Source organism: Prosthecobacter sp., assembly GCF_044236155.1.
GTDB lineage: Bacteria > Verrucomicrobiota > Verrucomicrobiia > Verrucomicrobiales > Verrucomicrobiaceae > Prosthecobacter.
Map to the genome: position 1 here is coordinate 124,781 of NZ_JBIIHA010000009.1, position 14,266 is coordinate 139,046.

The 14,266-nt window shown below is 61.5% G+C and carries 10 protein-coding genes; 3 read left to right on the forward strand and 7 right to left on the reverse strand.

Features of this window, described 5'->3' with window-relative positions:
* Positions 1-5: 5 nt before the first annotated feature.
* The 5 genes from ACILSE_RS10230 to ACILSE_RS10250 form a co-directional block, all read right to left on the reverse strand.
* A complete protein-coding gene (locus ACILSE_RS10230; RefSeq protein WP_395717290.1) occupies positions 6-767 on the reverse strand; it encodes a hypothetical protein in 762 nt (253 codons plus the stop codon).
* The gene (locus tag ACILSE_RS10235; RefSeq protein WP_395717291.1) at positions 764-1,909 is read right to left on the reverse strand and encodes a hypothetical protein; all 1,146 of its coding nucleotides are present in this window, start codon (positions 1,907-1,909) and stop codon (positions 764-766) included. Before ACILSE_RS10235 ends, ACILSE_RS10230 begins: the two co-directional genes overlap by 4 nt.
* A gap of 266 nt (positions 1,910-2,175) precedes the next feature.
* Positions 2,176-2,892 (reverse strand): YebC/PmpR family DNA-binding transcriptional regulator, encoded by a 717-nt coding sequence (locus tag ACILSE_RS10240; protein ID WP_395717292.1) that lies wholly within the window; start codon positions 2,890-2,892, stop codon positions 2,176-2,178.
* Between the two features lie 89 nt (positions 2,893-2,981).
* On the reverse strand, positions 2,982-3,293 hold the full coding sequence (locus ACILSE_RS10245; RefSeq protein ID WP_395717293.1) for a type II toxin-antitoxin system RelE/ParE family toxin: 312 nt from the start codon (positions 3,291-3,293) through the stop codon (positions 2,982-2,984).
* Positions 3,290-3,532, reverse strand: a complete 243-nt coding sequence (locus ACILSE_RS10250; RefSeq protein ID WP_395717294.1) for an addiction module protein — start codon at positions 3,530-3,532, stop codon at positions 3,290-3,292. Before ACILSE_RS10250 ends, ACILSE_RS10245 begins: the two co-directional genes overlap by 4 nt.
* A gap of 128 nt (positions 3,533-3,660) precedes the next feature.
* Between ACILSE_RS10250 and ACILSE_RS10255 the strand changes: the two genes are divergently transcribed.
* On the forward strand, positions 3,661-4,005 hold the full coding sequence (locus tag ACILSE_RS10255; protein ID WP_395717295.1) for a hypothetical protein: 345 nt from the start codon (positions 3,661-3,663) through the stop codon (positions 4,003-4,005).
* Between the two features lie 28 nt (positions 4,006-4,033).
* On the opposite strand, the gene uvrA is transcribed toward ACILSE_RS10255, so the two are convergent.
* Both uvrA and ACILSE_RS10265 read right to left on the reverse strand, forming a co-directional pair.
* Positions 4,034-9,661 (reverse strand): excinuclease ABC subunit UvrA, encoded by a 5,628-nt coding sequence (uvrA, locus tag ACILSE_RS10260; protein WP_395717296.1) that lies wholly within the window; start codon positions 9,659-9,661, stop codon positions 4,034-4,036.
* A 57-nt stretch (positions 9,662-9,718) separates the two neighbouring features.
* Positions 9,719-10,828, reverse strand: a complete 1,110-nt coding sequence (locus ACILSE_RS10265) for an anthranilate synthase component I family protein (RefSeq protein WP_395717297.1) — start codon at positions 10,826-10,828, stop codon at positions 9,719-9,721.
* Positions 10,829-11,033: 205 nt separating this feature from the next.
* Between ACILSE_RS10265 and ACILSE_RS10270 the strand changes: the two genes are divergently transcribed.
* Positions 11,034-12,266, forward strand: a complete 1,233-nt coding sequence (locus ACILSE_RS10270; protein ID WP_395717298.1) for a tetratricopeptide repeat protein — start codon at positions 11,034-11,036, stop codon at positions 12,264-12,266.
* 21 nt (positions 12,267-12,287) lie between these two features.
* Positions 12,288-14,261 carry an SUMF1/EgtB/PvdO family nonheme iron enzyme gene (locus tag ACILSE_RS10275; protein WP_395717299.1) on the forward strand — a complete coding sequence of 658 codons (1,974 nt, stop codon included), beginning with the start codon at positions 12,288-12,290 and terminating at the stop codon, positions 14,259-14,261.
* The last annotated feature ends 5 nt before the right edge of the window (positions 14,262-14,266 follow it).

Sequence of the window (14,266 nt, forward strand, 5' to 3'; positions counted from 1 at the left end):
TACTCTCAATCATAGCTCACCACGTCGTGCATCTTCCACGACATCGCACCGCGTCCCGCGTCACCATCTCCCCACAGCCGCATCTCCATCAACTCCAGCGGCTCCAGCCATCTCAAGGTCTTTTTCAAACCGGACACATCCACCCCGCCCTGGCCGCGCACCGTCGCGAACAGCCGCAAAAACTCCCGCAACTTCGTGAAGCTCATCTTCACGCGCATCCCAGGCCACAAGGCGGAACCTGGCTGTCTTAGGTTCTTCTCAAATTGGCTCTGCTGTCCTCGTGACGTGCCCGCCATGAACCATTTCTCCGTCAGCGAAACACACGGCAGCAGATCCTCCGACTCAAAAGGCAGGGCGTAAACATAGCTCGTCACGCCATCGCGTTCGCGTCTCATCGCCTTCGGCAGCTCCAGCGGCTGCGCAGAGGGCACGCTGCTCATCAGCCGTTGCAGCGCCGGCTCCATGTTCTGCCACGAAAGACCGATCAGCTCGCGATTCTTGATCTCCTGCACCACGGCCAGCCGTGGCAGCGGCACATCCTGCCCGCCCGGCGGCAATCCCGGCAGCGCTGGCATCCTGCCTCCGACATCCACGATGAATGCACCATCACCGCCCAGCCCCTTCTGCCAGATCGTCTTCGTGCCGTCATACACATCAATCACCGCGGGCAAAATGGACTGCTCCGCCACTTTCAAAGCCTCCGCCGTCTGCTTTCCGCCCACGCCCGCCTGGACCAGTTCCTTCGCCACCGCGTGCGCTGTTTTCATCCAAGCCTCGAAATAACCGCGCCCTGCGCCGTGCTCTGCCCGCTCACACCCAGCAGCACAGAAGCATCGTCCAGCAAAGGCGACAAAGCCGAGGGCTTCGACAGCACCGCCGCGCTCGACGTGCTCATGCCTCCAGCCCATTCCATCTGCAAACCGCCCTCCCACCACGCCACTAACGCGCCGTTCGTGTAATCGCCGCGATAACAAGCCCGCTCAGCCACCGCCAGTTCCACCATCACCGGCTCCAGCCTCCGCGCCATGCCCGCAAACATCGTCTCCGAATGCAAACCGGCCAGCAAACCGCGCAACATCGGCTGAAACGGCTCGTCCGACTGCAACGCGTTCAAAAACACGCCGTCCCAGCACGCCATCAATCCAAGGCTCCTCAACGCATTTGCGTCCAGCGCCCGCATCTCCGGCCGCGACAGCATCGAATCCTCTGCCGCGTTCGCCAGACGCACCTGCTCCTTCGATTTCGCCACCGCCACATAAGCCCGCTCCTTCCCCAGGCCCAGCGCCAGCACCCATTTTTTGCGTGCCAGCACGTCCAGACCGCGCGCGATGCGGTCACGCATCTCCGGCAGGAGCGGCACCGCCTTCCCCAGCGCCTCCATCCACTCCCGTCGCCGATCCACCGTCAAAATCTCGTCCATCGCAACCTCATGCACCGTGATCTGCTCCCCCTGCGTCGTGATGATGCGCGACTGCGGCGCATCCCCGAGCCATTCCGAGAGGCGGATGTCATTGCTGAACTTCTGCAGCACTTTCTCCGGCTCCGGCGATGCCACACCGATCATCAGCGGCGGCATTTCAAAACGCTCCAGCCACAAAACCAGCGCCTCCAGCACCTGCGCGTCATGCAACGCTGCCTCCAGCATCTTCGCCGCGTCAAACTGCGTCCCCAGCCCCTTCAAAATGCCTCCGCTCATCATCCCGCGATACGCCGTCTCGTTGTAGAGATCGTTCAACTGCCGCAGCATCACGATTCCCTTCGTGCTGTCCTTCCCAAACGCCACAAACGCCTCCTCCACCACCGGCCAGGCCGTCACATCGGTCGTCGGCGTCTTTTCATCCACCAGCGCCATCATCTCCTGCCACCAGCGCGAGGATTTCAGCGCCTCCGCATGCTTGCGTAAGTTCACACTGCTCAAACAGAACTCCACATCCCCAGGCACGCGTACCGAAAGCCCCAGTCGTGCCGCCTCCGTGATCAATGTCGGCTTCACCACCACCGGTGCGGTTGCTTTCGCCTTGATGGCGATCTTCTCCTTACATCCGCAAAGCAGAAGCAGTGAAAACGACGCAATCAGAATGAGGAATGACCAACGAATGAACCACACGGCATGAAACCCGAACACGTCATTCGAGCTTCGGCATTCATTCCTCATTCGCCATTCTGCTTTCGTCATTACTTCAGCGCCGCATACACCCGGTGCACATCATCGTGTCCGTCCAGCGCTTGCAGGAAATTCGTCACCTCCTCACGCTGCTGGTCACTGATCTCAGGATACTCCTTCGGGTGATAGCCCAGTTCAGAACTCGTGATCACCCACCCGGCTGCCTTCAATGCCTTTGTCACCGCATCCAGTGTCGTCGTCTGCGTGAAAAACCGCGCGCCGATGTGTCCGGCAGCTTCTTCATCCTCGATCTCCATCGGCTCCACGTTCTCCGCCTCCGCTTCCAGCGCCGCCACCTCGATGTCGAGCGACTTGTCCGCGTGATGCGCCTCGATCAGGCCCACGTGATCAAACATCCACATCACCTTGCCCATGCTTCCGGCCCGGAACAGCACCTTGATCTCCGAGTTCGTGCGGTTGTTGTTGTCGGTGAGGCATTCCACCACCACCGGCACACGGTGCGGCGTGAAGCCCTCGTAAATCACCGTCTCATACTGCACCGCGTCCGGTCCGGTGCCCGAGCCCTTCGCAATCGCGCGTTCGATCGTGTCACGCGTCACGCTCTGTTTCTTCGCATTCGCCACCGCGGCGGCCAGACGCGCATTGAACTCCGGATGCGGCCCGCCGAGACGCGCCGCCACCTGGATTTCGCGCACCAGCTTGCCCGTGATCTTCCCCTTCTGGTCAGCCGCCAGCTCCCGCCATTTCTGTTTCCATTGTGCGCCCATGATGTGTGTCTATGTTTGAAAAAGTGGCCGCCATCAAAGGCCGAAGCCGCCGGAATGCAAGCCGTGCTCCAATCGTTGACTCCCGGAAATCAGTTTCGGCTTTCAAGAAGCTCACGAATGCTTCTCGGATCACGCCGCATATCAAGCACAGCCGCAACGGTGGTCACTTTCGGCTCGATCACATAGTAAATCCCAAAATACGACCTGCGGATGATCGCACGACGGAATTGGCGGTGCTTTCGAGGGAACATTTCTGGATTCCACTCGACCCAAGCCACGCTTTCACGAAAGCGCTGCATGAAATCTCTGGCTCCGTGCAACTTCCACGACTCATAGAACTCTCTCGCGTAGCGGAGATCGTGCTCCACCGGTTCCAGGAACTCGACGGGCTGGCTTTTCACCGTTTGGCGAGGCGTTGTTCGAGCTGCTTGAGCGTCAGCCGCTTCGTTTTACCTGCCTGATAGTCCTTCCAACGCTGATCCAGCGTCTCCTGATGCCACTGCGGCACGGGGCTGTCATCCGCGATGCCAGACATCCAAAGCTCATCCGCCAGTTTCAGTCGTTTCGCCTTGGGAAGACGAGCGAGTTCAGGAAACTCGGCAAGGCTGGAGCTGGGTTTGCGGTGGATGACGGCTGGCATGTGGAAGAACTAGCAAAAGCAGCAGCCTCTTCAAGCCATCAAATAACTGCTGTCCTACGATCAACAACCGTCATAGTTCGGACTCTTGACGCAGTCGTCACTGATCCGAAGATGGAGTGCTAATGGTCGTGTTACTTCCCATCCTGTTCTTTTGCATTCTTGTGCCACTGATCGTCGCATTTGGTGGCATTTGGACGATCAACAATCCCTCGAAGCAACGCTGCTATTTTATCTGGGATGAGCAAGACGGCGTTCTTGGCCCAATGAAATTCGCCGAAGCATTCGCACAGATGAATGAGGACCGGCTATTACTTGCCACCCATCTTCTCAACGATCAATGGCATCCCATTCATCACTGGACTACTGACGGTAAACTGCGGCGTGGCGCTGCGAATCGAGGTATTCCTCAAAAGCGCCCAGCCGGGCTTTGGGCAGCATTCAATGGCCCGCAGCCCCCAGATTTTCCACTGTAAAAGCTGGGCACCAAATGCAGCGCGCACATCACAAAAACCGCGCCGTCCTGCTCACCTTGCTCTTCCTCACCTCCTCAGGCGTTCCCGCCGCGACGAGCTTTCCGCCTTCGTTTCCGGCTTCGGGGCCGATGTCGATGAGGTAGTCGGCTTCGGCATAGACGTCGGGGTGGTGCTCGATGACGACGACGGTGTGGCCTTCATCGACGAGGCGGTGCAAGACGTCGATCAAACGGGCGACGTCGCGAATGTGGAGGCCGATGGTGGGTTCTTCGATGAGGTAGAGATTGCGCTTGCCGGCTTTTTGAATGCCTTTGAGCTGCTCTTTGATGGTTTTGCCATCGCCGCTGCGGAGTTCGGTGACGAGTTTGATGCGCTGGGCCTCGCCGCCGCTGAGAGTGGGGCTGGGCTGGCCGAGTTGGAGGTAGCCGAGGCCGGTGTCGGCGAGCAGTTTGAGCGGTCGGGCGATCTTTTGCACGGGGGCGAAGAACTCGGCGGCCTCGGTGATGCTCATGCGGAGCACGTCGCCGATGTGTTTACTATTGTATTCGATTTCGAGCGTGGCGGCGTTGAAGCGCAGGCCGTGGCAGGTTTCGCAATGGACTCGCGTGGTGGGCAGGAAGGCCATCTCGACTTTGATCTCGCCATTGCCGCCGCAGGTTTCGCAGCGGCCGCCTTCGGTGTTGAAGGAGAAACGGCTGGCGGTGTAGCCGCGTGTGCGGGCGAGCGGAACTTGAGCAAACAGAGCGCGAATGTCGTCGAGGATGCCGACATAGGTCGCGGGGCAGGAACGGCTGGTTTTGCCGATGGGGCTTTGATCGACTTCGTGGACGGTTTGAAGGTTTTCGAAGCCGCTGACGCTCTTCCAGGCCTTCGTGACCTTGATCTTGGCTTTGCTGATCTTCTCACGCACCGCAGGCGAGAGTGCGCCGTGCATGAAGCTGCTCTTGCCACTGCCGCTGACGCCGGTGAGCACGGTCAAACGAGCGAGCGGGATGCTGACGTCGATGTTTTGGAGGTTGTTCGCGGTGGCGCCGGTGACGCGGAGCCAGCCGTCTTTCGATTTCGCGGATGGCAAAGGCCTACGGCTGCCGCGTGAGGGATGCCGGAGCGGATGTTTGAGGCTTTGGCCGGTGACACTTTGCTTGGACTTCAAGAGATGCGCCAGCGTGCCTTGGGCGACGATTTCACCGCCGAATTTGCCCGCGCCGGGGCCGAGGTCGAGGATGGTATCGGCCCGCTTCATCGTCTCGTCATCGTGCTCGACGACGAGGAGGCTGTTTCCTTTGTCGCGGAGGGCGACGAGCGTGTTGAGAAGCTTTTCGTTGTCGCGTGGATGCAGGCCGATGGTGGGCTCGTCGAGCACGTAAAGCACGCCACGGAGGTTGCTTCCGAGCTGAGCGCTCAAACGAATGCGCTGCGCCTCGCCGCCGCTGAGCGTGTCGGCGCTGCGATTGAGCTGCAGGTAGCCGAGACCGACCTCCTGCATGAATTTGAGGCGCTGCGTGATCTCCGTGACGATGTCGCGGGCGATGATGGCTTCGGTGCCGTCGAATTTGAGCTTCTCGATGAGCTTCGCGGCCTCGCCTGCGGTGAGATTGGCGAAGTCTTGAATGGTACTCTTCTGGAGCTGCACAGCGCGGCCGATCTCATTGATGCGGCTGCCGTGGCAGGTGGAGCAAAGCTGGCGTGGAGCGGCGTTTTCGTCGTCGTCGCTGTTGAAGCGGCGTTCTTCTTCCAACTCGGCTTCCAGCATGGAAACGTCGGCGTTGCGGTCGTGGAGATCGCGTTTGGCGCCGACGTAGCCGAAGCCTCGGCAGTCTTTGCACCAGCCGTGCGGGCTGTTGAAGCTGAAGAGGCGTGGATCGAGCTCCTCAAAGCTCAAACCACAGCTCGGGCAGCTCATCTCGGTGCTGAGGACGTGCATCGTTTTGTCGGCGAGACGCAGCTTGATGGTGCCTTTGCCCATCTTGAGGGCCGTTTCGATGTGTGGACGCAAAACATCGGCATTTTCGCCTTTGGCGACCTTCGCGATGACGGCGTCGATGCTGTGCTCTTTGAAGCGTTCGAGGCGTTTGAAGCCCATCGTATCGCGGAACTCGCCATCGACCCAAAGCGTCTCGATGCCGTGTTTGGCCGCGTTTTCGGCGACATCGGTGTGGAAGCCTTTTCGCGCCTTGATGAGCGGGGCGAGCAAATGGCCGCCGCTGGTGCGCAGGTGGCCCTGGATGGTTTTGAGAATGGCTTCCGCACTTTGTTTTTTGACGGGAACGGCGCATTGCGGGCAGTGCTGCGTGCCGAGCTTCGCGAAGAGCAGTCGCAGGAAGTGATACACCTCCGTGACGGTGGCCACGGTGGATTTGCCACCGCCGCGCGAGATGCGCTGCTCGATGGCGACGGTGGGCGGCACGCCGGTGATGAGATCGACCTCCGGCTTCTCCATCTGCTCGACAAAGGTGCGTGCATAGACGGACATGGAGTCGAGGAAGCGCCGCTGGCCTTCTGCGAAGATGAGATCGAAGGCGAGCGAGGATTTGCCGCTGCCGCTGAGGCCGGTGACGACGACGAATTCATCGCGCGGGATGTCGAGGGAGATGTTCTTTAAGTTGTGTTCGCGGGCGCCTCGGATGCTAATGGTGTTGGCGGAGGTTGAGTGCTTAGTGCTCAGTGCTGAGTGCTTAGTTTTAGAATTCGCTGCCGCACTCGCCTCTCTAAGCACTAAGCACTGAGCACTAAGCACTGGCTTGAGATAGCGACCGGTATGCGACGCACTGCACTCCGCCACGTCCTCCGGCGTGCCGGCGATGACGAGATTGCCTCCGGCAGCGCCGCCTTCGGGGCCGAGGTCGAGGACCCAGTCGGCGCATTTGATGACTTCCAAATTGTGCTCGATGACGACGAGGCTGTTGCCTTCATCGACGAGGCGCTGGAGCAGCTTAATTAAGAGCGCGATGTCGTCGAAGTGGAGGCCGGTGGTGGGCTCGTCGAGCAGGAGAAGGCTGCTTTTGCCGGGAGTTTGAGGTTCGAGGAGGTGACCGACGAGTTTGAGGCGCTGCGCTTCACCGCCGCTGAGCGTGTTGAGCGGCTGACCGAGCTTCAAGTAGCCGAGTCCGGCATCAATGACGAGTTGCAGGCTGCGATTGATCGCCGCGACGGCGCGATGCTCGATGGTGGCGAACCACGGCACGGCGTCGTCGATGGTCAGGCTGAGCACGTCGTGGATGGATTTGCCGTGGAGCAAGACTTTGAGCGCGTGCGGCTTGTAGCGCTTCCCCTCGCACTCGGGGCAGGTGACGAAGAGATCGCTGAGGAACTGCATCTCGATCTTCTCGAAGCCATTGCCCATGCAACGCTCGCAGCGGCCTTCGCCGCTGTTGAAGCTGAAGAAGCCGGGCATGATGCCCTGCGTGGCCGCATCATCGCACGCGGCGAAGAGCGTGCGGATGTGATCAAAAGCTCCGACAAACACCGCCGGCGTCGAGCGCGGCGTGCGTGCGAGCGGTGATTGATCGACCATGACCACGCTGCCGAGCTGCTCCCAGCCGCTGATGCTGCCCACGCGGCCCGGTTCTTCCTCGCAAACCTCGCCCCGAAGCTTTTGCAGGTTCCGGTAGAGCACGTCGTGCACCAGCGTGGATTTGCCGGAGCCGCTGACGCCGGTGATGCAGACGAAGGCGTTCAGCGGGATGTCCGCGTCGAGTTTGCGGAGGTTGTTTTGCCTCGCACTGCAAATGGAGAGAGTAGCCGGGGCATTCTTGCCCCGCGACGGGCCAGGAATGGCCCGAATACTGACCTTGCGCCGCGTTTGTGGCACGGGGATGCTCTTCCGTCCGAAAAGATAATCACCCGTCAACGAGCCCTTCGTCTTCGCGAGTTTTTCGAGCGGCCCGTTGAAAACAAGCTCACCGCCTTTCTCACCGCGGCCGGGGCCGATGTCGATGAGGTTGTCGGCGGCGTGCATGACGGCTTCTTCGTGCTCGACGACGAGGAGGGTGTTGCCTTTGTCGCGCAGGCCGTGCATGACGCCGATGAGGCGGCCGATGTCGCGGGGGTGGAGGCCGATGCTGGGCTCGTCGAGGACGAAGAGGGTGTTCACCAACGAAGCACCGAGGCAGGTGGTGAGATTGACGCGTTGCAGCTCGCCGCCGCTGAGAGTGCGGGTTTGGCGGTCGAGATTCAGGTAGCCGAGACCGGCGCGGTCCATGTAGCTGACGCGGCTGGCGATTTCATCGCGCAGCATGGTGGCAGCGTGATCGCCTTCTTTGAGGGACCAGCTTTGCACGAGCGGATGCAAATCGCTCACCGGGATGCGCCAGAGATCGGCGATGGTGTGCGGACCGATGCGAAAGGCATACGCGTCCTTCTTCAAGCGGCCGCCGCCGCAGTCGCCGCACTCGGTGTAGGCGCGGTAGCGGCTGAGGAAGACGCGCACGTGCATCTTGTAGCTGCGCGATTCCATCCACTTGAAAAAGCCGCGCACGCCATACCACTCGCCGCGATTGTAGGCGACCTCGGGATCGGGGTCAGTGCCCTCGATGAGCCAGTGACGCTCCTCGGGCGTGTAATCGTCGAAGGCCTTGTGAATGTCGATGCCACGCTTGCGCGCCGCGCGTTCGAGATCGAGCTGCGATTCGCCATACGTGCTGCCTTGAAAGGGACGCACGAGGCCGAGATTGATGCTCAGCGACTCATCCGGGATCGCCTTGCCGATGTCGATGCCGAGCGTGCGGCCAAAGCCGCGGCAGGTCGGGCAGGCTCCTAGCGGAGAGTTGAAACTAAATAAACCTGGGGTTGGAGCGGGCAGCGAAATGTGGCAGTCCGCACAGCTCCAGTCGGTGCTGAAGTTTAAAGTTTCATGTTTCAAGTTCGCTGACGCGGATGCGGAACTTGAAACTTGAGACTTGGAACCTGAAACCTCGAAGGAAACGGCGCAGTGGCCTTTGCCGTAGCGAAGGGCGGCTTCGAGGGCTTCAGAGAGGCGGGATTTGGATTTTGGATCCAGAGTGACACGATCTTGGACGACGAAGAGCTGCGCAGGGAGTTTGCGGCCTTTGAGCGCCTCCGCGTCGTCGAGGCGGATGACGTTGCCGTAGAGCCACACACGCACAAAACCCTGCGATTGGAGAAAGGCTGCGAAATCGGCTGTGACGGCGTTTTTCGGCACGGGAACGGGAAACAGGATGAGGGCCTGTTTTTCGGCGTAAGCGCTCAACAGCTCGCGCACGATGCTTTCCGGCGTTTCCGGCCGCACGGGGCGTTTGCAGCCGGGACACGTGGCCTCGGCGAGTCGCGGGAAGATCATTTTAAGGTAGTCATTGATCTCCGTGATCGTGCCGACGGTGCTGCGCGTGCTACGCATGTTGTTCACCTGCTCGATGGCGATGGCGGGCGGGATGCCTTCGATCGCATCCACCTTCGGTTTGTCCATGCGCTCGAAGAACTGCCGCGTGTAAGGCGAAAACGTCTCCACATACCGCCGCTGCCCCTCCGCGTAGATCGTATCAAAGGCCAGCGACGACTTTCCCGACCCACTCGGCCCCGTGATGACATTCAATTTCCCCAACGGCAGATCGAGATCGATGCCCTTCAGATTGTTTTGCTTCGCCCCGTGGATGCGGATGGAGTCGGCGATGAGTTTGCGGGCGGATTTTTTTGCCATGGGGAGGAGGAGCCTAGCGATACGCCTCCGTGTGGCAATCGGGCGCTCGTGTTGTGATCAAGCCGCCGCTGCGAGAATGCCCGCTGCTTTGTGCAAAGTCTCCTCGTGCTCTTTTTCGGGCACGGAGTCCGCGACGATGCCAGAGCCGGTGTGGAAAGTGATTTCATCGCCTTTCTGCACCGCAGTGCGGATGGCGATGTTCCACTGGCTGCGGCCGTCGAAGCCAAACCAGCCGATGGCACCGGTGTAGAGGCCACGCGGGGGTGGTTCGAGCTCGGCGATGATCTCGCAGGCGCGTTTTTTCGGCGCACCGGTGATGCTGCCGCCGGGAAAACAGGCGCGGAAGGCATCGACATGATCGACATGCGGTCTCAGCGTGCCGGTGACCGTCGAAACGAGGTGAAACACCTGCGCGAAGCTTTCCACACGCCACAACTCCGGCACGATGACACTGCCAAACTCGCAGACCTGGCCGAGATCGTTGCGCTCGAGGTCGGTGATCATGAGCAGCTCGGCGCGTTCTTTGGCAGAAGCGGTGAGTTCGCGCACAGCGGCGGCGTCGCGGCCAGGATCGCTCACAAATCGAGGACGTGTGCCTTTGATCGGGCGTGTGGCGATGCGCGAGCTATGCATGCGCAGGAAAAGCTCGGGCGAGGCGGAGAGGACGGTCGTTCCAGCCAATTGCATGAAGGCGGCATGGGGGGCGGGAGAAACGGCGCGCAGTTTCAAATAAAGAGCGAATGCGTCGGCATCACGCGGCCAGTTTGCTTTCCACGGGTAGGAGAGGTTGACCTGGTAGATGTCGCCTGCGGCGATGTAATCCTGCGCCTGGCGCACCATGCGGATGAAGTCGTCACGGCTGACGCCGGGCTGGAAGCGAAGCTTGGGAGCCGCCGAAGATTTGAAATTTGAAGCCCGCCATTTGAAATCGCCGAACTGATACCAGCGGGCATGATCGTGGTCATAGACGAGGCCGTGGGGATAAATGCCGAAGGTGAAATGACCGTCGTAGCCGACCCAGCCAAACAAGCCGCCTGCCGCAGCACGCGGAGTGCGCAGCGCGGCGCGGACTTTTTCCCAATCATGGTCGATGTGACCTTGCAGCACCTCGACGGGATCGGCCGTGAGCACCGAAACGGCACCAGGGAGGACGAGGGAGGAATCCATCCATACGAAGCCTTCGCGCTGGCACAGTTGCGCCGCGATTTCGGCGGGAGAAGAGGAAAAATCACACCGATGGTGGTGCGGCGACGTTTCCAAGGCATGAACGAACAACGGCAGGGTGTGACCTTCCGGCATTTTGAACGAAGAACCCTGGAGCATTGACACTGGGAGGCCGGAATCGTACCATACGCTCTTTTTCCAGCAACCCGTGACACCGCCCTCCACCATCTTGTCTCCCGATCGCGAACGTGCCTCCGCGGTGGCGTGGGGAGTGCTGTGCGTGCTGGCGGTGGTGCAGATCGGCCTGGCGGTGAAACTCTTGATCGCCCGGAACCCGCTGGACCGGTCGATTGCGCCGGTCGGGATGCCTGTTTCGCCAGCGCAGCCGAGTGTGGTGCCGGAAATTGGGCAAATCGCTCCGCAGGCCAGTTCGATCTCTCCGCCACCACCGGGTGCGCTGATGGCCGCACCTGCTGTTTCAGCACCAGCAGCGCCGGTTTCGAGCGCTCCGCCCCCAATTGGCTCTTTTCAGCAAACAGGAGGTGCGCCGCCATCCGCGGCCGTGATTTCCACACCAGCTCCGGTGCCTAAACCGGCCGCCCCAACGGTGCCGCCAGCCAAATCGAGCATGCCGCCACCCGGGCTGGCACCGCAGCCGGCGAAGCCAGACGCGGCGACCACGCTGCTGCGGGATGTGAATTACGTGGTCACCACCGCGAAGGAGATCCGTGGAGCGGGCGACATGAACGGGGCGCTGGAAATGCTGCGCCGCGCGGATGAGCTCACGCCGGACCATCCCGCGATCATCGCCGAAATGGCGCAGACTTACGAACAGATGGGCGTGACCGCGAAGGCCACCGACAACTGGCGCCGCATCCAGCTTCTCGGCGCGACGAAGGCGGGCAGTTTTTTTGAGCTGGCCTCCCGCCGCCTGAGCGCGGGTCCGGCCGCGACGGCGACCGCCACCGCGAGCATCGAGGGGGAAAAAGTCCTGCGCCTCGGAGCCTGCCAGGCGGCGCGAGATTTCTCCGTGAGCAGCGGCGAGCGATATACCCTGCGGGTGCCGATCGTGCGCAACGGCAGCCATCTGGTGGATCGCAACGCGGTGAACCTGGAGGTCTTCTTTTTCGACAAGGTGAACGGAACGCAGGTGGCGCAGAGCATCGCGCCGGAGCCGGTCGAGACATGGCAGTCCGCCCCCGTGGACTGGAGCGGCAGCACCGGCGAGGAGACGCTGGACGTGGTTTATCATCTGCCGGCGCTGACCGCCGCTGAAATGCAGCAGCATGGGCGCCGCTCATATCACGGCTACATGCTGCGCCTCTATTACAACAACAAACTCCAGGATGTGGCCGCCGAGCCCCGCGATCTCCTGGAGTTCGGATCCGCGCCGGGCGCTCCTGCCGGCGCCAACCCGCTGCTCCCGCCCGTGGGGAGATGATCGCCATCAGAAACCGCACGCATGACTCTTTTGTTCGTTGATTCCAGTGCCACGCAGCACGACACGCGCCTCGTCTGGCTGCGAGACAGCCTTCCGGGCTTCAACATCGTCGATTTCACCACCGCGGCGGCCGCAGTGGAGTGGATCGCGAAGGCCGACGCGCTCGACATACTCGTGACGGAGGCGATTTTTCCGACGCAGGAGACGGGTTTCGCCGTGCGCGATGCGGCGCGAGCACGTTTCCCGCAAGTGCGCGTGCTTTTCACCACGCGCTATGATCTGACGGGATTCGAAGCGCAGATCGAGGACGCGCTGGTGCTGAAGGACGCGCCCTACACGCCGGAAAAGCTACTGGAGCGCGTGCGGTCGCTGCTGACGCTGACGGTGGAGTCGGACGCGCCAGCGCCGGTGATGCCGCCGGGCACCGTGCTGGGGAATTACCAGGTGCTGGAGCGCCTCTACATCGAAAAAGAGGCCGAAACGTATCGCGCCTTGCAGGTTGCCGTGCAGCGACCGGTGGCGTTGGTTTTGCTGAAGCCGGAGCATCTGAAGCAACCGGAGATCGTGGCGAAGTTCAAGGAACGTGAGCGCGTGAAGGCCTCGCTGACGCATCCGCGCATCGCGCCGCTATTTGAGGCGGGCGAGGCGAACGGCTGGCTTTTTTACACCCGCGAGCTGCCACGCGGGCGCAGCCTGGCGGAGATCGAACAGACAGAGGAGCTGCTCAGCGAGCGCCGTCTGACGGAGGTGCTCTTCGGCGTGGCGGAGGCGATGCAGTTCGCCACCGAACGCGGCTACCATCACCGCAGCCTCGCGGCGCGTGACATTTACATCGATGCCGAGCACCAGGCGAGCATCGTGAACATCTTCCGTCCGCCGTCCGCCGACAAACGCGATGCCCAAGCCGACGTGCGCGCCCTGCTGGGGCTGATGCGTCCTGTCGCAGCAGAAGGAAAGGCGCGCGGGCTGCTGCAGTCGCTCGCCGACGCGAATCACGACTGGAAAGGCCTGCTGACAGCGCTGGACGAAATGCGTGATGAAATGCGCGAGCACAGCATCGTGCGCAAGATCGAGGCGGAGACGCTGCCGGTGGATGTGAGCGGCCAAAAGCCGTGGTGGGTGTGGGTGATGGTCGGGGTCGTCCTGCTCATCGTCGCCGGCCTCGGCGCGCTCATGAACGGCAGCAGCGCTGGCTCTGGCAATGGTGTGACTGTCCTGCCGGTCGAAATGGTTCGAGTGCCCGCAGGTGAGTTCAAATATCAGAAGAATGACAGAGTCACGCTGCCCGAGTTCTGGATCAGCAAGCACGAGGTCACCATCGGCCAGTATGCGGAGTTCCTCGACGCGTTGAAAACGGCGAAACAGGGTGAGTTTGACCATCCGCTCCAGCCCAAGACCAAAACGAGCCACGAGCCCGCGAAATGGAGCACCTACTTTGCGGCGGCCAAGAGCGGCACGACCTTCAATGGCGAAAGCATCACGCTGAACACACCCGTCACCCAGGTGGACTGGTGGGACGCGTATGCCTTTGCCAAATGGAAGGGACAGCGCCTGCCGACCGAGCAGGAATGGGAGAAAGCGGCCCGCGGTGAAAAAGGCTTCAACTACCCCTGGGGCAACCAGCCGCTGCCCAGCGCCGCCAATCTCGGCGATGACTACAACCCCGCGCCGAAAGGCCGCGGCGGCCGCATCGACGGCCACAATCTCTGGGCACCGATCACCCGCGTCTCGCAGGATGTGAGCCCCTACGGCGTGTGCGACATGGCGGGCAACGTCAGCGAGTGGACCTCCGGCGAGAGCAGGGACGGTGAATGGCCGCCGCACCCGGATTTCATCGACATCAAGGTGCCCGTCGTGCGCGGCGGGCATTTCGGCCAGAAAAGCAGCGATCATCTGCTCACCGACCGGCTCTTTCCAGAATCCGCAAACGAGGCTACACTCGCACGCGGATTCCGCACCGCCTCCAGCACCGCTCCTGCCAAACCCAAACCTTGAAGCTC